Source organism: Bacteroidota bacterium, assembly GCA_016722565.1.
Lineage (GTDB): Bacteria > Bacteroidota > Bacteroidia > 2-12-FULL-35-15 > 2-12-FULL-35-15 > 2-12-FULL-35-15.
The window spans coordinates 751,750-778,047 of the sequence record JADKIU010000001.1 but is presented as its reverse complement, the minus strand read 5'-3'; the positions used below and the strand labels follow the sequence as shown (position 1 = coordinate 778,047).

Here is a 26,298-nt window from a genome sequence, read left to right as displayed (position 1 = left end):
ACAATGAAAAAAATTATATTCTTAGCAGCACTTTCCTTAGGATTCGTTTCACAAGGCTTCTCACAAGCAAGTAATGATGCTGGGTTGTGGTGCACGTTTAATCTTGAGAAAAACATCAACCAAAAACTTTCACTATTTCTTACTGAAGAATACCGAGTTCGAGAAAATTTTAGCAGAAACAATCTTTTTTATACCGACCTAGGATTCTCCTATAAACCTTTAGATTTCATGAAGGTTTCGTTGTCGTATCGAAACATCGAAAAATTCACTAACGATAATACAATTAGTCTGCGCCACCGGTTTACAGTGGATGTTGTTTTGAAGAAAAAATTAAACCAGCTTTCTTTTGCCTTTCGCCAAAGATTGCAAACCGAATACAGAAATGTATACTCCAGTGAATTAGGCGCTATTCCGGAATGGTATACACGCAGTAAACTAACAATCAAATACGATTTAGACAAACCCGTTACTCCTTATGTTGCAACAGAGTTTCGTTATCAAATTAATAATCCTAGAGCCGTTGACAGCAATAAACTATGGCATCGAGGAAGATATATTGCCGGAATAGATTATAAGAAGAGTGACAGAAATACCTTTGGAGTCTACTATTTAATTCAGCGAGAGTGGAATGTATCGGCACCGCAGAACTTATACATTATTGGGCTAGAGTATTCACTTACGTTGTAATCGAACGAAGTTTATTTCTGGATTAAGGCAACAGCATAGGCACAAACACCTTCTTCCCTTCCAACATATCCCATTTTTTCATTGGTGGTGGCTTTAATACCAATATCATTCACCTCCACTTCTAGGATGGCAGACAAAGTTTTTTTCATTTCGTCTATATGCGGATTAATTTTCGGTTGCTCCATCACCAATGTACAATCAATATTTCCAATCGAATATCCTTCTTTTTAAGCAACTGATTCACACGATCCAGCAGAATTTTACTGTCAATTCCTTTAAATTCTGCAGCCGTATCTGGAAAATGAAACCCAATATCACGCATTCCTGCCGCCCCTAACAAGGCATCGCAAATTGCATGAATAAGTACATCCGCATCCGAATGGCCAACAGCACCTTTCGTATGCGATAATTTTATACCACCTAGCCACAACTCTTTCCCTTCTTTTAATTGGTGAACATCAAATCCGAATCCTACACGTACTTTCATATTTTTTCATTTAAAAAAACACCCACATTCAAATGGTTGAATATGGGTGAGTTTAAGTTTATGTTGATTACATTATTCTGTTTTCGCCTCTTCTTTGTTTTGGTCTTTGAAAGCATCAAAGTCAAATGTAAGTGTAAAGCGTAATGTGTTTTCTAAAGGATTGCGTTGTTGAGTCGGAATCAAATATGCAAAATCCAAACCGAATACATTGTATTTTACACCAGCACCAATCGTAAAAAATTGACGATTCCCTTTTGTTGGATGCTCATAAAAATATCCTGCACGAACAGCAAACAAATGATTGTACCAATATTCTAAACCTGCTGAATAATTTAACTCACGCAATTCTTCTTTTCCACCGCCCGGTGCATCGGAAAATGAGCCAAACATACCTTCAGCAACACCGCGATTCGGGTCTTTTCCTGATTCAATAATCGGATTTCCATCGGCATCAGTTGCAATCTCTCCGGTTGTTTGACCAGTAATAGGATCAACTTCATATTTATAAATTGGCGGAGTTGGCACCATTAATTTATTAATATCTGCCAATACTGAAATTGAATTATAATCATCCAACTCAACATTTAACGAACCGCCTAAACGTAAATTAATAGGAATAAAATCTGTGCTATTGGCTTGACCTCTGTCAGAATAAGACATCTTTCCACCAATATTTGAAATGTTTAATCCAATACCAACAATTGCTTTTTTATCCGCCAATTTTACTTTTTCCTTTTTGTACAAAGCAGAAATATCAACAGCTACTGTTCGTCCGGCATGCGTTTGAGAACTTTCTACCAATGCATTACCAGTTAAATTTGAATTGATGTAACGTACAGCGCCACCCACCGAAAAATTATCTGCTAACTTTACTCCATATGCAACATCTAATGCAAATTCGTTCGGACGAAATTGACCAATAACTTGACCATTTGCATCTGTAAACGTAATGTCACCTAATGAAAAATAACGCAAAGAACCCGCAATGGTTCCTTTTTTCTTCATCTGATAAAAACCAGTGATATATGCTAAATTAATATCAGGCACTAAGGCTCTTAACCAAGGCGTGTAGGAGACACCAAACCCCATTTTTTTCTTAGTGAACCCTAACTTCGAAGCATTCCAATGAACCGCATTTACATCGTTTAAAGATGCAACACCGGCATCGCCCATTCCACCAGCTCTGGAGTCTGGAGTAATTAACAAAAACGGAACTGCAGTTGTAATGGTATTTAACTGAAGTTCTTCAGCTCTCTGCGAATTCGTGGTTTGTCCTTCTGCATTCGTTCCAACTATAATAGCGGTAGCAAATAAAAATAGGTGTTTGCTGTATGCTCTAATATCTATCATTCAATTTTTATTTAGGATTGCTAATGTACAAATTAATTTAAAATAACAAGCTTTTCGAATTTTTCGGCTACTGCCCCCTCACTTGTTTTTACTTTTATTCTATAAATATAAACACCTTTACCGATTCGATCTCCAAAATCATCACGTCCATCCCATTCAATTGGATCAGATCGGAAACCTTCTGTTTGAACAAACTGATCAATGCTCTTCACCAACTTACCGGAAACGGTAAAAATCTGAACCGATACATCTAAAACCTGGCAACATTGATTTTGTTCAAAATAAAATTGTGTTTTTGTAGTAAAAGGATTCGGATAATTTAGCACATGGCTTAATGCCAATTCTGCTGAGCGTGCAACAATAAATTCAGTATACGATTGACTCGAATTATTATATACATCCCATACTTTCAAGCTCAATGTATGCTTCCCTTCACTTAATTCAGAAAAAGGGTAACGAATGGTTCCACTTTTATAACTGTTTAAATCTGCTTGGTAATAATCATTCAAAACAACAGTGTTCTCCGTATTAGCATCTAAAACTGCAGTAATATCATGACCAATACCATTTCCTACTGTATTCACACCATTCTCATCTTTTAAAATGGCAAACAAATCAGGTGTTTCATCGGTTAAGCCACCAAATACAAATTTTGCATCGTTCATAAACAAATCCACATTCGGACCTGCATTATCGGTTAAGGCGGAATCATTTGACCCACCGATAATTACCTTTTCATAAAAGCCGTTTGCATCTTCTGTCCCATTTTCTGCATAATAACTGACTCTACCAATTCCATAGGCATAGGCAATGTCTTTCGGAACAACAAAAGAAAATTTAAATGCTCCATTTGTAACGCTCGCCTTTCCTTTGTAAAGAATATTTTTTTGAACACCAAATGTGTAAGGCGGACTACCCGCATCATTCGACAAAGTTGTAATGTTTTGAGATTTGTCATACACCGTTGGATAGATAACACCATTGTAGGAATTTAAAACAGATCCGCTACTCGACCGCACAAAACCGCTAATCGTTACCAAAGAAAGTGCTTTCAAGGTAGCCGAGCTACTAACAGAAACAGGGATTGAATTTACGGTATCCGTAGAAACATCATATTTCGGATAGGCCAAGGTCAATGCCGGATCGCCCAATAGCGTAAAGTTTCTGCTGTTCACAGAATTTCCACCCGGCTCCGTTTTTACATGATAATACAAATCACCTAAACGTGGCATTTTTCCGCTTGCCATGGGAGTAAACGCTTGCTCATACAAATCACGATTTACTATAAAATTACCGGACGCAAATACCAATCTTACTGTTGTAAACAAAGCAATTCCTCCGCCTTCCGAATTTAACAAAACATACTCACCGGCAGATGTTCTGTCCGGATCATCAAAGCGACTAAACTCACATGTGGCTGTAACAAATAAAGGAAGTTTGTTGTAATTATTCCAGCCATTGATTTGAGCAACTTCAACAACACGCTCATGTGACAAACCTACTTCTCCTCCATGTCCGGTATAGTTCCAGATTAAACATCCTTTTTCAATACGCTTGTTTATAGCTTCTGCAACAGTTGGATAACGTGATCCACCCGGTGTTGATTCCTGAGGATAAGCATCTAAAAATATTTTATCGACATTGTAATCATTCGCTGCAGTATCTACCATTATTGCCAATCGATTCGCATCAATTTGGTGCAACCCCCCATCTTCATCATCCCCAACAAAACACACAATGTTTCTCCAATCGCCAAAAGGAGAATCGTTCGATAAATTAGCACATCCATTGTTTACAACTGAAGGAGAAAATCCGGTTTTATTGTAATCAATTACTTTCTTTAAAACAACATTCGACTCAGCAATATTCTTTACAGGGAACCGACCAATCCCAATGTCTACAGCATCTGTAGAGGACCATAATCCTTCAGCATCATCCAGCAATCCATAAAAATCATCCGACACATACGATTGAGTTAAAATCGTTGAGTTATTGGATTGATATGTAGGAATAAAATTGGTGTTGTTACTGAATCGCTTTTTATTATCGTAAGAACCATCACCATACATCAACAAATATTGCGGCAACTCATTCGCAACAGTCGCTCTGTCGTAAAACATTTTTACAAAATCTCGGAGAGCGCAAATATCTTGAGCACCGGAGGAAAATTCATTATAGATCTGCTGAGGTGTAACAACTACAGTAGAAAGTGTATCAAACGTTTCGTGAAATGCAGCCAATTGAGTTGCATCTGAATAAAAATCTGGGTGTGCAATAATAATATAATCTTTGTTTGACAAAGCATGTAGGTCTTGGTTTGCAACCGTTCCAGAAATTTTAGGTGTCAAATAACTTAATCCATTGTGAGCAACAAATTGCTTTAAAGAATCCGAAGGAAGAACAAATTGATAGGTTGAACCAACAGAACTTGTATTTTGCAGAAAAGCATTAGTCGGTTCCGTTACATCCCAAATTTGAACTGGCAAAGAGCTGGTAATAGTATATTGGGAAATATTACCTGATCCTACCGATTGTCCATCTCTAAAGGCCATCTGATCACCGGACATTGTTAATTGTCTGCGAGCATTCACATCAATACAATCCAACCAGGCAACAGCACTCGAAGTTAGTTTCGTTACAGAAACGAGAACAGAAGCATTGTTGGGGTTGAAAGAAAAACATCCAGAACCAACAATTGCATAATCGCTGTAGGAGTCTCCGGGAGTAGAGCCTATCGGAATGTTAACACTTCCGGTTTGACTAACAACAGAATAACTAGCAGTAGTTGTTAAAGAACGTGACGCTATGCGCGTTGACACCGTGGTTGGAGATCCCATATCTATATTTGGGAAATTGAATGAAAAATTATAGGTGGCAATGTTGTCAAAAAATTCACCGTACCAATTTCTGCCGGATTTAATAAAATTAATATTATCACTTTCATGAAAATCATAATCATCAAAAGATGTTACTAGGTTTGTTGGTGTTGCTCCAGAGGAAGCTTGTGCTTGAATTCTCTTTCCAGCGCCCAAATCAACGGTTACAAAATAATAGGCAGAATCTGAATATAAATTGAGGGTATGAGAAAATTTAGGGCAGCCAGCTGCATTATAATTCCAAGTATTAGGTCCTTTCCCATAAAACAACACATAGTCGGAAGGATCAAAAACACCATCACCTTCCCCTTGAACAAAAATGGCATTTTCAACCAAATCATCTTTGCGGGCAACAGAATTTAATTCAGAAAGCATTCCACCACCATTTCCATAAATTCGAATGTCTTGTGGATTGAGCGTTGTCAAATCAATTCCTAAATCTTGAAAAAAGGAATAGGATAACTTATAGATTCCATCCTTTATTAATCCGATTTTATACCAATTACCACTTTGCAACACCGAATTAGAGGCATACGTATGCACAGCACGATTCTGAGATTTAGCATTCGCTGAAGAAGGAACAACATCCAAATCAAAAGCGACCAACTTTTCATACTTTCCAGAGGTCGCATTTTTTCGAATCGGAATAAAAGAAACGATACCGTATTTTTGTTTTTTAGCAATAGATACTACCGATTTTACAACTATTTCGGAAGTAATCAGTCCTGGGTTTTTAATAATTGCAACTTCGGTTTCGGTTAAGGGCTCAAAAACAGCGTTGATTATGGTTGTATTAAAAGAATAATCGGCATTTGAAAGGGCAATTTTTTGTATGTATCGGGGTAAAAATGCATCCTCCGGCTCAAAATGCGCCTCCGAAAAGGTCAAAAACTTTTGGGTCTCAGTATCAGAAGGTTTAACCGTACCAGGAGTTTGCCATGAGATGCGATACTTTGCCGGCACTTCTTTGGAGGAGTATTTAGATTGGCCAACAGCCGAAAATTCAATAATTAACAATAAAAACAAGGCAAGAGAGACGCGCATATCCAGAATGATTAGATTTCAAATTTAGTTAAAAATGAGCATTTATTGTTGTTTGTATCCATTTTTTTGTGTAAATTTGTATAACAAAGCTCAAGTTATATTGTTTGGAAAACGTTTTTTAAAGTCAATTATTGCATAATTCTTTAAAATAATGCTTCCCAAATGTAACATTTTGAGAATATTTGTGTATAATTGTGTCCCATTAAAAACAGAAATGTTATGTTAAAACGTATCGTTTTAATTTTATTAGTCGTATTTTCATTCGGATCCACGGAGAAACTATTCGCTCAAGATCCTGAATTTACTCAATTCTACGCAAACCCTCTTTATTTGAATCCTGCTTTCGCAGGTACTGCGAGATGTCCTCGAATCAATTTAAATTATCGTAACCAATGGCCGAACATTTCGGGAACTTATGTTACTTATTCTGCTTCGTATGATCAGCACATTGATAAAATTGCAGGTGGATTAGGGTTATTAGTTACAAATGATAAGGCAGGACAAGGAACATTAACAACAACGAATGTTTCTGCGATGTATTCTTACCAATTGAACATCAATCGTGAGTTTTCAATGAAATTTGGTTTCCAAGGAACTTACTTCCAAAAAAGTATTGATTGGAGCAAGTTAACTTTTGGTGATATGATTGACGAACGCAGAGGATTTGTATACAATACAAACGAAGTTCCGGGAGTTTCAAAAAAATCAAATGTGGATTTATCTGTAGGATTATTGGGATACAGCAAACGCTATTTCTTTGGATTTGCTGCTCATCACTTAACACAACCGGATGAAGGTTTAATCGGACCAAGTAAACTGCCTTTAAAAATCACAGGACATGCTGGAGCAGTGCTACCGGTTGGTGATAAAGGAAACGAAACATACATTTCTCCAAATGTATTGTACCAAAAACAACAGGATTTCCAACAATTAAACTTAGGTGTTTATGTTGTAAGAGGTTCAATTGTAGGCGGACTTTGGTATCGTAATCAAGATTCATTTATTGCGCTTATCGGTTTCCAACAACATTTTTTCAAAGTTGGATATAGTTATGATGTAACGGTATCTAAATTGACAAATGCGACTGCCGGTTCACATGAAATTTCTTTTTCATTACAATTCGAATGTAAGCCTAAAAAGAAAAAATTCAGAACAGTTAGCTGTCCTTCATTCTAAAAACAATCATTTATACAATATTTATATCTAAAACATAGTTTTATTACGAATACGCTTTTATTACAAACTAAAACAAACAAAATGAAAAAAGTATCAAGCAAATTTATCGCACTAGCAGCTGTTGTTGCCCTTGCATCTTGTAGCAAAGAGAGATCTCCTGTTACAGCATGGGAATACAATGAACCTAGAAACGGAGGATTTGAAGTTGGACCTTATGAAGAACAAGAAACCGGACCAGGATTAATCTTGGTTGAAGGTGGTACGTTCACCATGGGTAGAGCTGAACAGGATGTTACTTACGACTGGAATGCTATTCCACGAAGAGTAACGGTTTCTTCATTCTATATCGATCAAACAGAGGTGCGTAACCTTGATTACCTTGAATATTTGCATTGGACAGGCAGAGTATTTGCTGCCAATTTCCCTGATATCCTTAAAAAAGCAATGCCGGATACATTATGCTGGCGCGACCGTTTAGCATACAACGAACCGTATGTTGAATATTATTTACGTCACCCATCTTATAGAGATTATCCGGTGGTTGGTGTAAACTGGTTACAAGCTTCCGATTTCTGTGCTTGGAGAACGGATCGTGTAAACGAGTTCATCCTTGTTCGTGAAGGTATTTTGGACTATGCTCCTACACCTACTGAAAATGACTATTTTAATACTGACCAATACCTTGCAGGTAAATGGACTGGTCCAATCAAAAACCCAATCCCTAGTATGGATCCTAACGGAGGTGAGCGTTTGGTTAGAATGGAAGATGGTATCTTTTTACCACGTTACCGACTACCGACAGAAGCTGAGTGGGAATATGCTGCTTATGGCTTAATTGGTAACACAATCGGTGAACGTATTACCGATAGAAGATTATATCCTTGGAATGGTCACGGTACTCGTAACCCTGACTCTAAATACTTAGGTCAAATGTTAGCAAACTACCAAAGAAGTAATGGTGATATGATGGGTAATGCTGGTCGTTTGAACGATGCTGGAGATATCACTACACCAGTTTTCTCTTATTGGCCAAACGATTACGGTTTGTATAACATGGCTGGTAACGTTTCTGAGTGGGTAATGGATGTATATCGTGCTCTTTCTCCTGAAGACAAAGCTGATTTCCGTCCTTTCCGTGGTAACGTTTTCAAAACACAAGAAAGAGATGTTGACGGTATCTTAATTAACGATACAATCAAATATGACGCTGATAGTAATATCATTTCTGTTCCGGGAATGGTTCGTTGGAGAGATGTAAGTCCTGCATTTCCTGATGATAACTTGGATGAAAGAAGAAACTATACATATGCTGATAACATCAACTACTTAGATGGTGACGTTAAATCGCAAGCCGCAACATTAGTTGGTGGTAGCTGGAGTGAACCATATGACCCATCTTCAGGAAAACCTGAATCTGCTGGCATGTATGAGTATGCTAACACTTCTATGATCAACGATAAAGCTCGTGTTTATAAAGGTGGTTCTTGGAAAGATCGTGCATATTGGATGGTACCGGGAACAAGACGTTTCCTTGACCAACGTCAAGCAACAGCATGGATTGGTTTCCGTTGCGCAATGACTCGTGTTGGTAGTCCGGTTGGATTAGGCAAATAATACCAATTACTAGATATAAAAAACGCCCTTGCATGCAGCAAGGGCGTTTTTGTTTTATAGTACTTTAATATTAAACCACCTCCGCAACTGTAAAGGTGCTACCTCCAACAAAAACCAAATCCTTCTCGGATGCATTCGTTTTTGCAGCCATAAACGCATCCTGCACACAGGCATATACATCTCCGTTTAATCCAAGAATTCTTGCTTGTTTTGCTAGATCTGAAGCGGACAATGCCCGTGGAATATTCGCTTTGCAGAAATAATAAACTGCATCTTTAGGTAGCATGCTGAGAATTTTCGAAATATCTTTATCATTCACCATTCCCAAAACAAAATGCAATTGATGATGCGGTGTGTTGCGTATTTGTTTTAAAACCTCTTCAATTCCCGCTTCGTTATGACCGGTATCTGCAATCGCAAGTGGTTTTTCCGAAAGGATTTGCCAACGCCCCAACAAACCTGTTTGCGTAACGACCTTCCGAATTCCCTCTTGAACATTTTCTTTGGTTATAAAAAAACCTACTCGATTCATTTCATGCAGCGCGCATAATACAGTGGCAATATTTTTCTTCTGATAACTTCCTAAAAGCTCACATTCTAATCGTTCAAATACAATTCCACTCTTGTCTCTTACACTATAAATCTGAGTCAAATCGTTTTGAGGAGACTCTGGTTGTAAATCAAACACTTCATTTGCAAAACTCACTTCCGAGGAATTCTTTGTTGCTATTTCAATAAAAACAGAATCAATCCCTTTTTGTCGCTCACCAATCACAACCGGAATTTTCGGCTTTATAATTCCTGCTTTTTCTATTGCAATTTTTTCTAACGTATTACCCAGTAAATTCACGTGATCATAACTAATGTTGGTAATCACAGATACTTCCGGTGTGATGACATTGGTTGAATCCAGTCTTCCTCCTAACCCTACTTCAATAACAGCAATATCAACTTTTTCTTTTGCGAAATAATCAAACGCTAAACCAACCGTCATTTCAAAAAAAGAAGGTTGAATTTTTTCGAAATCTGTTTTATAGGTTTTAACAAAATCCACGACCACATTTTCTGGAATCATCTTTCCATTGATTTTAATTCGTTCTCTAAAATCTTTGAGATGTGGTGAGGTATACAATCCAACTTTTAAACCTGCTGATTGTAAAACCGAAGCCAGCATGTGAGAAGTAGAACCTTTTCCATTGGTACCTGCAACATGTATGGATTTAAATTTATTTTCCGGATTCCCAAGCAGCTTACAAATTGCAAGCGTGTTGTATAAATCCGCTTTATAAGCAGCACTTCCAACACGCTGAAACATGGGAAGCTGGCTGAATAAATAATCAATGGTTTGTTGGTAATTCATATTACATAACCTACACTTCGACTAAGCTCAGTAAAACGTAAGTCTGAGCATAGTCGAAAAAAGTTCCCTACAAAAGTAACTGAATTTTATTCTAAAGTGAAAACGAATGTATACGTTCCACGTTGTTCTTTTGCGCCAGATGGGCTCGGACTGAATTTCGCTTCTTTTGCTGCACCGCGTGCTTTCGCATACAACTTGGAGCTTGTTGTTGTAGAACCGCGTGCTCCTGGGGTGGCTTTAATAACTTTACCTGTTTCGTCAACTATAATTTCAACCACTACAATTCCTTCTTCTTCCGAATCAGTCATACGATCCGGCTTTTTCAAAAGCGAACGACCTTTCAAATCCCAACCTGTTCCACCCGGTCCGCCCGGTGTGCCATCACCGATACCAGTTCCCGGACCATCACCCACACCACTATTTGTTCCATTCCCGGTACCTCCTGTATTTTTTCCTCCATCACCTTTCCCCTTTTTATCTTTCATTGCTTTAATCTTCGCTAATGCTTTCTCCAATTCTTCTCTTTCTTTTTTCTCTTCTGGTGATAATGTTTCTACTTCTGTTGTAGTTGTTGAATTCGGATTTGTTTTTACACTTACTTCCGTTTCAGTAGCATCGGTAATCACATTTGGAGCACTTTCTGTAGCGCTAACAGAAGCTTCCATACTGGTTTCAATATTGGGGTCGTTTTCACCGGAGCCTCCGCTGGCTGTATTTCCAAGGCCTTCCATCCCTAGGCCAATTTCAATTTCCGGAACGGGTTTTATTTCAAAAGCAGGAATCGGTGTAATAAACACGATTAAAATAAACAGCAAAAACAACAAAGCATGAAAGCCGATTGTAAATAGCAATGCTAAATATTTATTTTTATTTCCTGTTGCTTCCATTTTATTTATCAGTAGCCTTAGTCGCCAAAACCATTTTCACACCTAATGAATAACCAATTTGCATCACATCTGCCAAATCTTGAATAGATAATGTATTATCCAGTTTCAAAACAACGGTTGGCTCCATATTAGATGCTTTTATTCTTGCAATCTCAACTTTCAATGCATCTTCCAACTGGGTAAACGAAATGGGCAATTTATTAATTATGAATTGATGATTCGCATCAGATTCAATAGTAATTTGTTGCTTTTTAATGGTTTCTCCTGAACTTGAACTTGGCAATGTCAATTTCAAAACACTTGGGTTTGCCAATGTTGAAATGATTAAAAAGAAAAGTAAAAGGAAGAACATGATGTCATTCAATGACTCTGTACTTACCTCGGCACCTTCTTTATGTCTGCGTTTTAGTTTCATCTTACTTGGTTGGTTCTTGTAATAAATCAATAAACTCTACAGAAGCAGTTTCCATTCTATTAATGGTTTTATCCAACATGGCATTCAAGATATAATATCCGATAAATGCGATAAGCCCGATTACCAAACCAGAAGCACTCGTTATCATCTTTTGGTACAAACCACCCGAAATAACACCGATGCTGATATTGTCGGTAAGAGAGATGTCGTAAAAAATTTTGATAACACCGGCAATTGTTCCAACAAATCCAAGGATAGGTGCTATTCGTCCAACTAAACTCAACACACTCAGATTTTTTTCCAAGCGATTAATTTCCAATTTCCCAACACTTTCCATTGCTTCTTCAATTTCTTTGATTGGTTTTCCGATGCGGCTCACTCCTTTTTCAATCATCCGGGCAGCAGGGCTTACGGTATTTCTGCAAAGCGATTTTGCAGCATCAATATTTCCATTATGAATAAAATCTTTGATGCTATTCATGAAATTTTTATCCAATTTTGATGCTTTACTAATGGTCATCAAGCGTTCAAAAAAGAAATATAGTGTTAATAACGACAGTAAACCCATTGGTATCATGATGAGTCCGCCTTTCATTACTAAATCGAGTAACGAGAGTGTATCTTGTTTTGGTGTAACAATCGTTGATGCTGCAGGAAGCTGACTGGCTTGCACAGCAACATTCTTAGCTGAATCCACAACTTGGTTTGCCGCTTCGGTTGCACCACTTACAATTTGTAATAAAACTGAATTTAACATGTTTTTAAGTTTAGATTTTATTTAATATAAAAAAGCAATCATGAGGTATTAACTCACGATTGCTAAATTAATTATATGAAGTGGCGCTTTTTTTTTACTTTGCTTAACTTATAAACAGCGAATTGTTTATTTAATGCGGAACTTAATCGGCAAATTGCATTGTACACGTTGCGGAACATTCTTTTGTGTTCCGGGCTCCCATTTCGGCATTTTTGCAACTACGCGCATAGCTTCTTCCTCACAACCATCACCAATACCCTTCAATAATTTTATATCACTGATACTACCATCTCGTTCCACAACAAAGGTTACAAATACGGTTCCTTCGGTTCCATTATCTACAGCTTGTCTTGGGTACTTTAAGTTATCTGCAATAAACTGAGCCATATTCTCCAACTTTGGCATAATGTCAACATACTTTACAACGTCAGGTAATTTTTCAGGAATAAAAGTTGTGACAACCACATCCGGAACTTTTGGTTTTGCACTATCACTCCCATTCGGGTTTGGATTTGCACTTATGAGTTGCTGGTCGTTTGGTTTAAGATCCGTTTTTTGCGGTTCGTTAGAAGCAACATATGCCCCACTCACGGATTTAGGTGCAGCCGTTTCTACTTTTGCTTTTGGCTGTTCGATTGGTTTCGGAATTACGATTTCCGGACCCAAATAAATCGGTGGCGTTTCATTAATACCGATATCAGGAATTTCAATTTTGGTATTGGTTAAAGCAATCGCAACAACGACTAATAGTCCGAAAAAGGCAGAAGTCACTAACATGGAAATTGTGATGTTATCACTTTCCGATTTACGAATTGCATAAGCGCCATAGGCTTTGTTTTTATTTTCAAAAAGCAATTCATTGAAATTGTCTGCGGAGTTGAAGTGTGTGTTCATGGCCTTTAAGTTTAAGTTAGACGATTGTGTTTTTGATATTAAGATGCAACTGAATAAATTATTCCATACTAAAAAATCATATTTATGGAAAACATCAATTAAGCAGGGGAATTCCCGAAACACAGGAAATACTTAAAAGCTAAGAAATAGTTAGGGGGATGTAATGCGTAATTCTATAACATTAACGAAGACGGATATGGATTATTGTGTCCTTGAAAAAAAATTACTGAAAAAGCAAAAAGGTGTCAAAAATCAGTTTTTGCAAATCCTTCAAAAAAATTATGGTTTTTACAAATTATGTTTTATTTTTATAATATGAATGCAACGTCCTGAAAACGCTCATAAAAAAATAGTTTATTTTTTTTCGATTATTTTTTGTTTGAAAATAAATTTTTCAGAAATTTGTATAAGTACTAATAAACAGAATAGAACTTTTTAAAAACAATTTGCAAAACAAATTTCATTACAAATGAAAAAGCCAAGCAATTCAAAAAAGAGTCCGGCTAAAAAAGTCGGTGACAAAGCGAAGGATTCAGGGGAATTAAGAAAGCCAACCAAACTTACTCCGTTAAAAGAGAAAGATAAAAAAAGCTGGAAAAGCAATCTGGATGAGGATGATGATGATTTCACAATGGATGACGATGTGAAACTAGATAGCAATTTTGATGACGATGATGATGATGATGATTTCTATGATGATGATTATTAAAATCTAATTAACCATAAGTAGCAGCCTCCCAATCCGGGAGGCTGTTTTAATTATAGACTGCCCCTCCGCAGTTATCACGAGAAGCCCCTGTTACACTTTTTAAACAATTCACTTCGTTTCTCATTTTGAGCACACCTAAAAATGCGAAGATTAACGCTTCTTTGTATTCGATCGTTTTTTTATCAGGCACTACGATCTGATGCTCCGTATGCTGTTGAATACATTCCATCAAAAAATGATTATAGGCCCCACCACCGGTAATCAACAATTTTCCCTTCGGTTTATTTTTTAAAGATTTCCCGATTTGAAAAGCAATGTGCTCACAAAAAGTGCGAAGCAAATCTTCATCCGAAATTTCATATTGTTCGATGAGTGGATCAATGTTCTTGATGACCCATTCCTTTCCTAAGGATTTTGGACTATCAGGAATCATCTTGTAAAACCCCAATTGATTAAATTCATTCAACAAATAGCCGCTCATCATTCCTTCTTTTGCCATCTGCCCACCTTCATCATAGGGCTTGCCCTTTTTTTCAGCAATCGCATTCATCACAATATTTACCGGACAGATATCATAGGCGATTCTAACCCCTAGCCCTATTCCGGAAGGAGAAGGAAGATTATAGGATACATTGGCAAAACCGCCCAAATTGAGGCAAAATTCATAGTCCGAAAAGAGAAATTTATCCCCAATCGGCACCAATGGTGCACCTTGTCCGCCCAACGCCACATCCAACGTACGAAAGTCACATACAACGGGTAAATTACATTTGGAGGCAATGGCGCTACCGGCACCAATTTGAACTGTTAATTTTTTATCCGGTTGATGAAAGATGGTATGACCATGAGAAGCCACAAAATCGACTTTAATGGAGTGTCGTATAATAAAATCGGAAACCAAACCACCCAAATAATGACCATAATCAACATTTACCTGCTGAAAACGTAGCGCGTCAGCGGTTTCAAGGCTCAAAATTGTTTGTTTCCAAGCTTCAGGGTAAGCAATGGTTTGAGCAACCTCAATTTCATACGTCCAGGTATTATTCTCTAAAATAAATCGACAAAATGCAATATCTAGCCCATCAAGAGAGGTGCCTGACATTAAGCCAATTACGTTATACTTTATTTGCGTCATATTTGTCGAAAAACTATTAGCAAAATTTGAATATTAAATATACATTTGCTACCCACCTGAAAGAAGTATTTCAATCCGGTTGGACTCAAAAATAAAGCAATTTTTAACATAAAATTTATTACGAATGCTATTTAACTTAACAGAAGAGCACTTAATGATTCAGAAAGCGGCTCGTGATTTTGCAAATGATGTATTAAAACCGGGAGTTATTGAGCGCGATGAGCATCAAAAATTTCCTGCAGAAGAAATTAAGCAAATGGGCGAATTGGGTTTCATGGGCATGATGGTAGATCCAAAATATGGCGGTGGTGGAATGGATTGCGTATCCTATGTTTTGGCAATGGAAGAAATTTCAAAAATTGATGCATCTTGCTCTGTAGTAATGAGTGTAAACAACTCCTTAGTATGTTGGGGATTGGAAAAATTTGGAACAGAAGCACAAAAACAAAAATACCTTGTTCCTTTGGCAAAAGGAGAGATCATCGGTGGATTTTGTTTATCGGAGCCGGAAGCCGGTTCGGATGCTACTTCACAAAAAACGACAGCAATTGATAAAGGCGACCACTATTTAGTAAACGGAACAAAGAACTGGATTACCAACGGGAACTCTGCTTCTGTGTTTTTGGTGATTGCCCAAACTGATGTTAGCAAAGGACATAAAGGGATCAATGCATTAATCATTGAAAAAGGAACACCGGGTTTTGTTGTGGGGCCGAAAGAAAATAAATTAGGAATCCGTGGTTCAGACACCCATTCCTTGATGTTTACTGATGTGAAAGTTCCGAAAGAGAATCGTATTGGTGAAGATGGATTCGGATTTAAATTTGCGATGCAAGTATTGTCAGGAGGCCGAATTGGAATTGCATCTCAAGCATTAGGTATTGCATCCGGAGCTTATGAATTGGCCTTGGCGTATTCAAAAGAGCGTAAAGCTTTTGGAAAAACGATCAATCAACATCAAATCATTCAATTTAAGTTAGCGGATATGGCAACAGAAATTGAAGCGGCTCGTTTGCTTTGTATCAAAGCAGCTTGGATGAAAGATCAGCATATGAATTTTGACAAAGCTAGTGCAATGGCAAAAGTGTTTGCATCAAAAGTTGCGATGGCCGTTACTGTTGAAGCAGTTCAGATTCACGGAGGTTATGGATTCGTAAAAGAATACCATGTAGAACGATTGATGCGTGATGCAAAAATTACTCAAATTTACGAAGGGACAACGGAGGTTCAAAAGATTGTAATATCGAGAGCTTTATTGGCTTAGACCTCACCCCAACCCTCTCCAAAGGAGAGGGAGTTGGTTTCGAAAAATAATTTTCAAAAAAGTCTTGGGAGAAATCTTAAGACTTTTTTGTTTTCTTAAAATACGGAGCTCTCCACCCAATTGAAATCACTTCATTTTTTCCGATATAACTCAAGGTAAATGAAATCCAGATTAAGAGTGGCAGTAAAAAATAAAACAGTGGGTACAACCAAAAAGAACTTAAATCGTAAAGCAAAGGGGCATCCGGACTATGATTTCTTAATAATACCGGAACGGTTTCACCCTCTTCATACTTGGTGTTTTCTTTCGCACGAAATTGATACGTGCTATCTTTCACAGAATATTCAATAATCGGAAAAACAACTTGCTCTTCTTTCACCACCTCATCGATGTAAAAAACAAATTTCCCTGTAATGACTTCTGAACCCATGATGTGACGAAAACGATCTATGGAATAAACCAAGAGCATTATTCCTAAGCCTGAAAGGATGAGTTTTGTTTTGGTGAGTTTGAGCATTAATGGTGAATTTTAGTAAGGATGAAAAAGATTTCTCCAACTCTCCCGATAGCCATCGGGGCGAAATGACAAACAATGGGCATTTGACTACAACACCTCAACAACCTTTTCCAACTTAATTCCGCGTGAACCTTTTATAAGGATGGTTGAATCAATAACTTTATTTTGTTTTAAAAAGTCTACTACCTCATCGCTGTTCGAAAACGTTTTTGCTGAAACTTTTTTACCTGCAGCAATAAAATGTGGTCCGACTAAAATAGCATTCGAAATATTTTTTTGTTGCAAGAGTGCAACAATCGCATCATGTTCTTTTTCGCTTTCGGAGCCTAATTCGAGCATATCGCCCAAAATCACCATTTTATTGGATTGATTTAAATTGGCAAAATTTTCAATGGCTAAGCTCATGCTGGAAGGATTTGCATTATAATAATCCAGGATGAGTGTATTGCTCTTTGTTTTGTGCAATTGCGAGCGATTGTTGGAAGGGGTGTATTCCTTTAATGCTTGGTTAATCAATTCATCTTCTACTTTAAAATAGTGTCCAACGCAGGCAGCACATAATAAATTGTAGTAATTATAAATTCCGACCAATTGGGTAGGTATCAATTCTGATTTTTTAATATTGACAGCATTGTAGCGGGTTGCCCATTGGAATGAAATGAATTCAGTTGCATTTTCATGAATGGAACCAACAATATCGTAAAGTTTTTTTGTACCGTATGTTACTTTTTCAGTACTACCGGCAAGCTCTAACAACACTTCATCATCACCATGAACAAATAATTTACCGCCTTTACTTTGAATGTATTTATACAATTCACTCTTACCTTTCTTAACGCCTTCTATTCCACCGAATCCTTCCAAATGTGCTTTTCCGATGTTGGTGATGACACCAAAATCCGGCTCGGCAATTGAACAGAGTTCTGCAATTTCACCTTGATGGTTGGCGCCCATCTCAACAATTGCCATTTCGTGTTCCTTTGTGATAGAAAGTAATGTAAGTGGAACACCAATATGATTGTTTAAATTTCCAACGGTTGCCAACACGTTGAATTTTTTTGAAAGAACAGCATTGACTAACTCTTTGGAGGTTGTTTTCCCATTGGAGCCAGTGATTCCGATTACGGGAATGTTTAATTGTTTGCGGTGGTGATTCGCGAGTTGTTGAAGTGTAGAAAGAACATCATCCACTAAAAAATAATTTTCATTCTTCTGGAATTCTTTTTCATCAATCACAGCATACACGCAGCCCATTTCTAGTGCTTTTTTAGCAAATTGATTGCCATTAAAATTACCACCTTTGAGTGCAAAAAAAATGGAGCCTGGTTTAATGTCTCGTGTATCGGTGCACACGAGTGGATGTTTTAGAAAAATGGAGTAGAGCTTTTCTATCATACTATTTTAAATTGTCTGGAATAACACAAACCGGAATTGGATTCATTTTGTGTTGGTTTGCTTTATTCATTCTGGTATAAATATCCAAAACTGTTTTTTGACGATCATTAAATGTTGAAAAATCGTTAGGATTGGCAATAAATTTCATCGCCCATTCCAATTCATCATAGGTTGCACCAATCTGATCTTCGTCACTTCTGCTATCGGCAAACAATCCATCGGTTGGCGGTGCCACTTGAATAGAAGATGCCACACCTAATTCTTTTGCCAAAGCATATACTTCTGATTTCATTAAATCAGCAATCGGACTCAAATCTACACCACCATCGCCATACTTTGTAAAAAATCCGATGCCAAAATCTTCCACTTTATTTCCTGTTCCGGCTACCAACATTTTATGATGGCACGCAAATGCATAAAGTGTCGTCATTCGCAAACGAGAACGAGTATTGGCCATGGTTAGCCAATCTTGTATATCTGTTGGCAATGCGGAACTGATTGTTTTAAAAGTTTCGGTGAGTTCCACTTCATGAGAGGAAACATTTTTAAAATTTTGTTTCAGCCAGTGAATGTGTTCATGTCCTCGATCGTATTCTGCTTTATGCTGATGAATAGGCATATTCAAGCAAATGACCGGCTTGCCTGTTTTTGCACAAAGTGTAGAAGTAACAGCAGAATCTATTCCACCGGAAATGCCAATCACAAATCCGGAAGTTTTGCTTTGATCTGCATAATGGGAAAGCCAATTAACAATATGGTTGATTACTTCTTTGTTTTGCATTATTCAAAAATAAAAAATCCCGACCCTATAAAAACAAGGTCGGGATAAATCTTACTAACTATCTCATGTTAGAACAAAACACCTACTGTTAAAACTACTGCATTTGATTTTAATACTTGCGGCATTTTTTCATAAGAAGGAGCGATTGTTGTATTTGCTCCGTATGTTTTTTTCTCGATATAATCAGAGCTACCTTTTACAGCATTTGTAAAACCTAAATCATAGTTTAAGCCGAACACCAAAGAAGTTGTTCCGGAAAGATTCATTTCAGCACCAAAACCAAACGCTAAAGATGCTTTAAAGAAACTCATGTCTTTCGTCATGTCTACTTTTGTTTTTGTCTCTGTACCACCAACACCATTCGAAGGAGGGAGAACCGTTACTTTATCGGTAACATTTGCTTTCCAACGGAAAGAAGTATTAAATCCAAATTGTCCGAAATAGGTCATCGTTCCAATTTCTTTGGTTTTCAACTTTAACATCAACGGAATGGTAATGTATGTTGCTTTGTATTGACGCTCATTTAATTGATAGTGCGTGTTGGACAAATTGTAAGTATAAACTGAAGCTGAGTCAGATGGAGCAGAGTTATATTCTTGAATTTCATCATCTGCAATGTTATAATAATAACTCATTGTACTTGCATTGGCAGCAGTTCCGCCATTATTATATTTCACCTTGCCACCATCCATATCAATTTGCAGCCCTGTTTGAAAAGAAGCCACTTTTGCCAAGCGAAACTCCAAGATTAATCCTCCGCCAAACTTCATTCCGGCACCATTCCCTGATATTAACTTGCCATCAGGCTTATACCAATTTACAGATGGGGTTACTTTTAAACCAAAACGAAAATTTTTCATTTCATTTTCTTGAGCCAATGTAACATTCGCAATTAGTGCCAATGCAGTTATTGTAAGAATCTTCTTCATATTTTTCATATTTTTGTTTTTTTAAAACTAATTGTCTTAGCAATTAAATCTAATACAATATTAAGTATATTTTTTTATATGAGAAATCTAGGTACCTACTTATCTATTGTTTTGTTTTTAACAATTGCAGGTTGTGGAAATGAACGGTTGGATGTTGACCTTTCAGAAACTACCGTTCCTGAAATTTCAATGAACCGATTAGAACAAGATATTTTCCGCATGGATACCACGGACGTGGCAAAGGCAACCAAACAACTGCAAGCTAAATACGGGAGGTTTTATACTACGTTCATTTCTGTCATACTAAACAATGGTGGATTAAGGGACTCTTCCTATGCCTTTCGCATGAAGAGTTTTATTAGCGACTTTTATATGAAAAAAGCATTTGACGAAACGCAGAAAAAATACCCGAGCACCGATGTTATTCGACAACAATTGTCAGAAGCCTACAAATATTTCAATTACCATTTCCCCAACAGAAGTATTCCTCAACCCATTACCATGATTTCCGGCTTTAATTACTCAGTGGTGGTTGCAGATAGTACAATGGCTATTGGCTTGGAAACTTACTTAGGGAGCAATAATGAATTTTACAAAGGCTTGGGAGTGCCAAGATATAAATCGATGTTTATGAATGAGGAGAATATTATTCCCGATGCAATACGTCAATGGATGCTAATCGAGTTTCCAAACAACATGAACAAAACCGATTTTTTGAGTGAAATTGTATATATGGGTAAAATCATGTATTTAACAGATGCTCTTTTGCCAAATGTTCCAGATTCTTTGAAGATACAATACTCTATCCCGCAAATGGAGTATTGCAAACAAAACGAATTTAATGTATGGAGTTATTTTGCTGCAAAAAAAATGCTTTACACCACCGACCAGGCAGAAATTGCTAAATTTACAAGTGATGGACCATTTACCAGCGCACTCAGCAAGGAAGCACCTTCACGTATCGGACATTGGATGGGATGGCAATTGGTTCGACAATACATGAATAACAACCCCACCACAAGTTTGCAAGACCTTATAAATGAGAAAGATGCGCAATTAATATTGTCAAAATCGAAATATAAACCAGGGAAGTAAATAATTCAAAAGGAGAACCAAATTAATCTATATATAATAGCCCATCAACAAAACATCCATCAATATACCTGTGAACTAATTAATCAATGAACTAATACCATGAGAGAATCAGAAATCAATTTTAAAATCACATTAGACGAGAACAATTTACCAGAAAAATCGACTGGAGTGCAACAGAAGGCACCGAAAAAAGCAGTAGTAAAGCAGTAATGATTGCCCTTTGGGATGCAAAAGAGAACAATACATTGCGCATCGATTTGTGGACAAAAGATATGATGGTGGACGAAATGAAACAATTTTACCACCAATGTTTACTTTCCATGGCGGATACATTTGACAGAGCGACCGGGGAAACGGAAGCTGCAAAAGAAATGCGGGGATTTGCCAACCATTTTGGCGAAAAAATGGAGTTAATTGCCAAAAAGCAACCCTAGGCGACCAAAATGCGTCTAATATTTAGGCTAATAATTTGGTTTTTAACCATAAAATCAGTTATTTTTGCTTAAGTACTCCTTATACATTTGAGACATGAAAATAACTACTAAACTACTTGCGTGCAAATCATTGTCGTTATTGGCATTGATGACAGGAATTTCTGCAACATCCTTTGCACAAACTATTTTCTTTAACAATGGCGCAATGGTGTTTACAGCATCCTCAGCAATTGTTCAAATTAATGGAGGTTTTCAGAATGATGGAACATCCGGAACCACACCTGTATTTGAAAACAACGGAACCATGACGATTGCGAACAGCGGAACACCGGGAAGCGTTTTCTTAACAAATGGATCAACGTTGCAAGGGGACGGAACCATATTTGTGGAGCAGGATTGGACCAACGATGCAACATTTATTGCATATAACAGTACCGTTAATTTCAATGGCGACTTACAACAATTTATTACCAGTACAATAGGAACTGTAACCACTTTCAACAACTTGACACTTAGCGGTGCGGGTGTTGGTATTGCCAACCGTAAAAAAACATTACAATTGGTAAATGCAAGAGTTGGAACAACGGGAATATTAACAATCAACGATCGTGAATTGGAAACACAAACAAATACCATGTTTGTTGACAATCCGGCTGTGACTGCTGTAACAAACAATGCAGTAACATTTGGTGCTGAAGGTTTTGTGAGCAGTGCTTTTGGAGGAACATTGTCAAGAGCAACCAATTCAACAGGTGTTTATTCGTTCCCTACTGGATCAAGTGTAGGAACATTGCGTTACCGCGAATTAAGACTAACCCCTTCAACCGCTGCAGCAAACGTATTTACTGGCCGCTTAGGAAATAACAACGCAACATTAGATGGATTTCCTGTTGCACAAATTGACACCACAATGTGTAAAGTAACCAACAGGTTCTATCATCAAATTACAAGAACTGCTGGTGTTGACAATGCAGACATTGACGTATTTTACGATTTAGCTGCTGATGGTCCTTGGGATGGTTTAGCACAATGGGGAACACCTACACTAGCAGAGTGGAACAACATGGGAGCAGTAACAGTAACTGCTGGAACCTACAACGATAACAAAAAAACATCTTGGTCCAATTTCACAACGAACCCATTCATTTTATCCCGCGCAAAATTAGCAGATCCTGTATTTGCTTGTGCTGACGTATGTGTAAATTCAACAGGAAATATCTTTACTGCTTCAGGTGGAGCACCTGGAGATTCATATGTATGGACAACACCTGCAGGTACAACAATCACCTCAGGCAATGGAACGAATACAATTTCAGTTGATTGGGGCGCTGCAGGCGGACCGGTTGTTGTAATTGACACCAACTCTGTTGGCTGTTTTTCAGATCCAGTTTCCTGCTTTGTGAATGTATCAACACCTCCTGTTGCAGCATTTGATACTACTTCATCCGGATTTACTTTTAACTTCACGGATATGAGTACAGGTGGTGCAACCAATTGGTTTTGGGATTTCGGTGATGGAGCAACCTCTACACAACAAAATCCTTCATACACCTATTCAGCAAATGGCCCACAAACAGTATGTTTAACCGCTGGAAATGCAAATGGATGTGTGGATTCCGTTTGTTTCACAGTTGATGTGGATGTATTTGAATTTATCAATATTCCGAATGTATTTTCACCAAATGGCGATAACAATAATGATGCATGGTACATCAACAGCTCCGGATTAAAAGAATTCCAAGTAGAAATCTACGACCGTTGGGGATTAAAAATTTGGGAAGCTGATGCAGCTACGATTAAATGGGATGGCAGAACAACAGCCGGACTTGAATGTACAGATGGAACGTACTTCTTTATTTTGAAAGCGACTTCTCAAACAAATAAAGATTATAGTACAAAAGGATTTATCAATTTGGTTCGTAACTAAAAGAAATTCGATCTCATAAAAAAATCCCTCCGAATTGTTCGGAGGGATTTTTTTATTTAAATAACTTATTTGTTTTCTCTATGAATGTTAGAAGTTCGTCTCGACCTTGCTTTTTTTCTGCGGAGGTATAGAAACATTCAGGCAAGGCATCCCAATGTTTTCCCATTTCTTCTTTATAAAAAGCAATATTGTCGGCTGTTTTCTTTTTCGACAATTTATCGGTTTTTGTAAAAACCATTACAAATGGAACTTGTTTCTCGCCACACCAATCCATAAACTCCAAATCAATTTTTTGCGGTTCTAATCGGGAATCGATTAAAACAAAAAGGCACATTAAATTTTTTCTTTCTAAAATGTATTCCGAAATATAGGCTTGAAAAATGTCCCGCTTTTCTTTAGAAACTTTTGCATAGCCATATCCTGGTAAATCCACCAGGTACCAACTATCATTTATTCCAAAGTGATTTATCAGCTGTGTTTTACCTGGCTTTCCGGATGTTTTAGCTAAATCCTTCCGATCAACCAACATATTAATCAAAGAAGATTTGCCAACATTGGATCTTCCAATAAAAGCATATTCAGGTTTTAGTGGAGCCGGACATTTTGCAACATCCGTACTACTAATTAAAAATTTTGCGGATTTTATTTCCATCATTTTTGTATTTTAAGAATTAAAAAACGGAGGAAATTATTTTTTGTAGGTATTGATATGACGCTCCTTCTTTGTGTCATAAATATCAGCAATGGTCACAAGAATTCCAGTTTCTTCCACTTCTCCAAAGTGAGAGTTCATGGCAGTTCCAAACATCTTCATGGTTGCAGACAAATTCATATACGCATTTACCAAGGGGGGAATGTGTTCTCCTTTTTCTCGCACAAATTGTCCCAGAATACGATGTGCTTCTTTATAAGACAAGCCGTTGATTGCTTTTAAGAAAGCAGAGGTATCCGATTTTAACCCAAGAGGTTCAATTGGGAATACCAGCTTTTCGTTATCAGGAAAGAAGTAATTCATAAAGGAAAGAATGTAATCACGTGCTTCTACATTAAAATCGGTGTACATCGTTACTTTCCCGTAAAAATGCTTCACATCAGGATTGTCAACTACAATTGCACCCAATCCGTCCCAAAGATTATCCAATGAGAAAAGTCCTTTACGATTATCAACAGAAGGTTGATATTTGGGCTGAACAAAAGAACGTCCTAACTCAATTGTTTCAGGAACATATTTTTTAACGAATGCATCAGAGAAATTAAAAAGTTCGGTTGTGGCAACGTGAACAACACCATTCACAACCGGAGCATCTTTTAATTTAATATAACGATATCCGCCAACAATTTCCTTTTCAATGGGATTCCAAACAATTAATTGTTTGTATGGAGCATCAGCAGTATCAAATTCATCTATATCAATTTCTTCACCTGTTCCACCACCAGCTGTGCGGAACGTATGTTCGCGCAAACGCGCAATCTCTTTCATTACGTTCGGTGAATCATGATGTGTGATAATGTAAATCAAATTATCACCATTATTGGTTTCACGAATAAACTTATCCTTTGAAAGTTCTGACTCTAAAATATTTTTTGCAACCGGTTCTATAATTGGTTTCATATCTTTTCTCTAAGCTATACTAATGAAGCAGTTACTTTTTAATTGTGGGCAGCATCTTTGATTTATCTCCTGATTTTAAGGCGTAAACATGTTGCTTTACTCTCTCCGACCAAAATTCAGCCGGTTTATCTTTTGTGAATGTTTCCCAAGAAATTTCTTCACCAAATGTAAAGGTAAGGGTTTTACCTCTCTGTTTGTACATTTCGTCCACCAAATAAAACATTTCAATATTGGCTTTTATTCCGATTTTTTTTCTCCAATAGGCCAAATTGTAAAAAAAGGAAGAGTTATTGCCATCAATGTAAACCGGGACAATGTTTTTTGATATTGAATGGCCTTGGTTACAAAACTTTTTTTCCAAACCAAATCCTCAATTCTCCCATCCGATTGTTTGCGGGAAACGAGTCCTGCCGGGAATAACAATAAACATTCATCAGAAGCATATGTTTCTTCAAATTTTTTTGTGTACTCCGAAGAATTTTTTCCGTGTTTATTTACAGGGACAAGGATAGGTGCTAAATTTTTAAATGCCATTAATAAATCATTAACAAAAAATTTAATATCCTTCCGATGCTCTCCTACCACATCCATGAATGCAATACCATCCAACCCTCCCAACGGATGATTGGCTGTCATGATAATACCACCTGTTTTCGGAATATTTTCGGCACCAATAACAATGGGTTTTGAACCAAATTCTTCCATTGCCGCATCCACAAAATCATGCCCAAAACGGTGTTTATTTCTATCAACGGCAATATTTAATTCTTCTTGGTGAACGGTTTTAATAATGTATCTGAGAATAAAGTTTGGTAAAAACTTCAATAGTTTTGGGTTCTTTGCTCCAATTGCTTTTTTGACATCAATAAATTTTTCGGAAGGTATCGTTGACGATAATTCGGTCATAGAGATTATGTAAAAATAGTATTCAAAGGTAAAAATAAGGAATATTC

The 26,298-nt window shown here is 37.2% G+C and carries 21 protein-coding genes and 3 pseudogenes; 8 read left to right on the top strand and 16 right to left on the bottom strand.

Annotation, left to right across the window (positions count from 1 at the left end):
- Nucleotides 1–3: 3 nt before the first annotated feature.
- A complete protein-coding gene (locus IPP64_03150) occupies nt 4–687 on the top strand; it encodes a DUF2490 domain-containing protein (GenBank protein ID MBL0328422.1) in 684 nt (227 codons plus the stop codon).
- Nucleotides 688–698: 11 nt separating this feature from the next.
- On the opposite strand, the pseudogene IPP64_03145 reads toward IPP64_03150, so the two are convergent.
- The 3 genes and pseudogenes from IPP64_03145 to porU all read right to left on the bottom strand — a co-directional run bounded on the left by IPP64_03145 (nt 699) and on the right by porU (nt 6,444).
- Nucleotides 699–1,174 (bottom strand): annotated as a pseudogene (locus IPP64_03145) (2-C-methyl-D-erythritol 2,4-cyclodiphosphate synthase).
- Between the two features lie 72 nt (nt 1,175–1,246).
- On the bottom strand, nt 1,247–2,524 hold the full coding sequence (porV, locus tag IPP64_03140) for a type IX secretion system outer membrane channel protein PorV (GenBank protein ID MBL0328421.1): 1,278 nt from the start codon (nt 2,522–2,524) through the stop codon (nt 1,247–1,249).
- Nucleotides 2,525–2,556: 32 nt separating this feature from the next.
- Nucleotides 2,557–6,444 (bottom strand): type IX secretion system sortase PorU, encoded by a 3,888-nt coding sequence (porU, locus tag IPP64_03135; GenBank protein ID MBL0328420.1) that lies wholly within the window; start codon nt 6,442–6,444, stop codon nt 2,557–2,559.
- A 219-nt stretch (nt 6,445–6,663) separates the two neighbouring features.
- Between porU and IPP64_03130 the strand changes: the two genes are divergently transcribed.
- The gene (locus IPP64_03130; GenBank protein MBL0328419.1) at nt 6,664–7,620 is read left to right on the top strand and encodes a type IX secretion system membrane protein PorP/SprF; all 957 of its coding nucleotides are present in this window, start codon (nt 6,664–6,666) and stop codon (nt 7,618–7,620) included.
- 81 nt (nt 7,621–7,701) lie between these two features.
- Nucleotides 7,702–9,234: an SUMF1/EgtB/PvdO family nonheme iron enzyme gene (locus IPP64_03125; protein MBL0328418.1), complete on the top strand. Its 1,533-nt coding sequence runs from the start codon at nt 7,702–7,704 to the stop codon at nt 9,232–9,234.
- A 70-nt stretch (nt 9,235–9,304) separates the two neighbouring features.
- On the opposite strand, the gene IPP64_03120 is transcribed toward IPP64_03125, so the two are convergent.
- From IPP64_03120 to IPP64_03100, 5 genes are all read right to left on the bottom strand, one after another.
- Nucleotides 9,305–10,594, bottom strand: a complete 1,290-nt coding sequence (locus tag IPP64_03120; protein MBL0328417.1) for a bifunctional folylpolyglutamate synthase/dihydrofolate synthase — start codon at nt 10,592–10,594, stop codon at nt 9,305–9,307.
- An 86-nt stretch (nt 10,595–10,680) separates the two neighbouring features.
- On the bottom strand, nt 10,681–11,481 hold the full coding sequence (locus IPP64_03115) for an energy transducer TonB (GenBank protein MBL0328416.1): 801 nt from the start codon (nt 11,479–11,481) through the stop codon (nt 10,681–10,683).
- A gap of 1 nt (nt 11,482) precedes the next feature.
- Entirely contained in the window at nt 11,483–11,896 is a 414-nt protein-coding gene (locus tag IPP64_03110; GenBank protein MBL0328415.1) for a biopolymer transporter ExbD, read from the bottom strand.
- 1 nt (nt 11,897) lies between these two features.
- Nucleotides 11,898–12,653 (bottom strand): MotA/TolQ/ExbB proton channel family protein, encoded by a 756-nt coding sequence (locus IPP64_03105; protein ID MBL0328414.1) that lies wholly within the window; start codon nt 12,651–12,653, stop codon nt 11,898–11,900.
- Nucleotides 12,654–12,779: 126 nt separating this feature from the next.
- Nucleotides 12,780–13,547, bottom strand: coding sequence for a TonB family protein (locus IPP64_03100; GenBank protein MBL0328413.1), 768 nt, complete (start codon nt 13,545–13,547; stop codon nt 12,780–12,782).
- A gap of 469 nt (nt 13,548–14,016) precedes the next feature.
- Here IPP64_03100 and IPP64_03095 point away from each other — a divergent pair, with 469 nt between their 5' ends.
- Nucleotides 14,017–14,256 carry a hypothetical protein gene (locus IPP64_03095; GenBank protein ID MBL0328412.1) on the top strand — a complete coding sequence of 80 codons (240 nt, stop codon included), beginning with the start codon at nt 14,017–14,019 and terminating at the stop codon, nt 14,254–14,256.
- Nucleotides 14,257–14,302: 46 nt separating this feature from the next.
- Here IPP64_03095 and IPP64_03090 read toward each other — a convergent pair whose 3' ends face one another.
- Nucleotides 14,303–15,391: an anhydro-N-acetylmuramic acid kinase gene (locus IPP64_03090; GenBank protein MBL0328411.1), complete on the bottom strand. Its 1,089-nt coding sequence runs from the start codon at nt 15,389–15,391 to the stop codon at nt 14,303–14,305.
- Nucleotides 15,392–15,515: 124 nt separating this feature from the next.
- On the opposite strand from IPP64_03090, the gene IPP64_03085 reads away from it, so the two are divergent.
- On the top strand, nt 15,516–16,655 hold the full coding sequence (locus IPP64_03085; protein MBL0328410.1) for an acyl-CoA dehydrogenase: 1,140 nt from the start codon (nt 15,516–15,518) through the stop codon (nt 16,653–16,655).
- Between the two features lie 76 nt (nt 16,656–16,731).
- Here IPP64_03085 and IPP64_03080 read toward each other — a convergent pair whose 3' ends face one another.
- The 4 genes from IPP64_03080 to IPP64_03065 form a co-directional block, all read right to left on the bottom strand.
- The gene (locus tag IPP64_03080; protein ID MBL0328409.1) at nt 16,732–17,172 is read right to left on the bottom strand and encodes a hypothetical protein; all 441 of its coding nucleotides are present in this window, start codon (nt 17,170–17,172) and stop codon (nt 16,732–16,734) included.
- Between the two features lie 87 nt (nt 17,173–17,259).
- Nucleotides 17,260–18,567 (bottom strand): UDP-N-acetylmuramoyl-tripeptide--D-alanyl-D-alanine ligase, encoded by a 1,308-nt coding sequence (locus IPP64_03075; GenBank protein MBL0328408.1) that lies wholly within the window; start codon nt 18,565–18,567, stop codon nt 17,260–17,262.
- A gap of 1 nt (nt 18,568) precedes the next feature.
- Complete coding sequence (gene nadE / locus IPP64_03070; GenBank protein ID MBL0328407.1) at nt 18,569–19,348, bottom strand: NAD(+) synthase; 780 nt, start codon at nt 19,346–19,348, stop codon at nt 18,569–18,571.
- Nucleotides 19,349–19,416: 68 nt separating this feature from the next.
- Nucleotides 19,417–20,277 (bottom strand): PorT family protein, encoded by an 861-nt coding sequence (locus tag IPP64_03065; protein MBL0328406.1) that lies wholly within the window; start codon nt 20,275–20,277, stop codon nt 19,417–19,419.
- A 78-nt stretch (nt 20,278–20,355) separates the two neighbouring features.
- On the opposite strand from IPP64_03065, the gene IPP64_03060 reads away from it, so the two are divergent.
- The 3 genes and pseudogenes from IPP64_03060 to IPP64_03050 all read left to right on the top strand — a co-directional run bounded on the left by IPP64_03060 (nt 20,356) and on the right by IPP64_03050 (nt 23,733).
- Nucleotides 20,356–21,372: a hypothetical protein gene (locus tag IPP64_03060; protein MBL0328405.1), complete on the top strand. Its 1,017-nt coding sequence runs from the start codon at nt 20,356–20,358 to the stop codon at nt 21,370–21,372.
- 99 nt (nt 21,373–21,471) lie between these two features.
- Nucleotides 21,472–21,806 (top strand): annotated as a pseudogene (gene gldC, locus IPP64_03055) (gliding motility protein GldC).
- Nucleotides 21,807–21,900: 94 nt separating this feature from the next.
- Complete coding sequence (locus IPP64_03050) at nt 21,901–23,733, top strand: gliding motility-associated C-terminal domain-containing protein (GenBank protein ID MBL0328404.1); 1,833 nt, start codon at nt 21,901–21,903, stop codon at nt 23,731–23,733.
- Between the two features lie 52 nt (nt 23,734–23,785).
- Here the strand turns inward: IPP64_03050 and IPP64_03045 are convergent, their stop codons facing one another.
- From IPP64_03045 to IPP64_03035, 3 genes and pseudogenes are all read right to left on the bottom strand, one after another.
- Complete coding sequence (locus IPP64_03045) at nt 23,786–24,385, bottom strand: YihA family ribosome biogenesis GTP-binding protein (protein MBL0328403.1); 600 nt, start codon at nt 24,383–24,385, stop codon at nt 23,786–23,788.
- A 36-nt stretch (nt 24,386–24,421) separates the two neighbouring features.
- Entirely contained in the window at nt 24,422–25,345 is a 924-nt protein-coding gene (locus IPP64_03040) for a GNAT family N-acetyltransferase (protein MBL0328402.1), read from the bottom strand.
- A gap of 31 nt (nt 25,346–25,376) precedes the next feature.
- Nucleotides 25,377–26,251 (bottom strand): annotated as a pseudogene (locus IPP64_03035) (glycerol acyltransferase).
- Between the last annotated feature and the right edge of the window lie 47 nt (nt 26,252–26,298).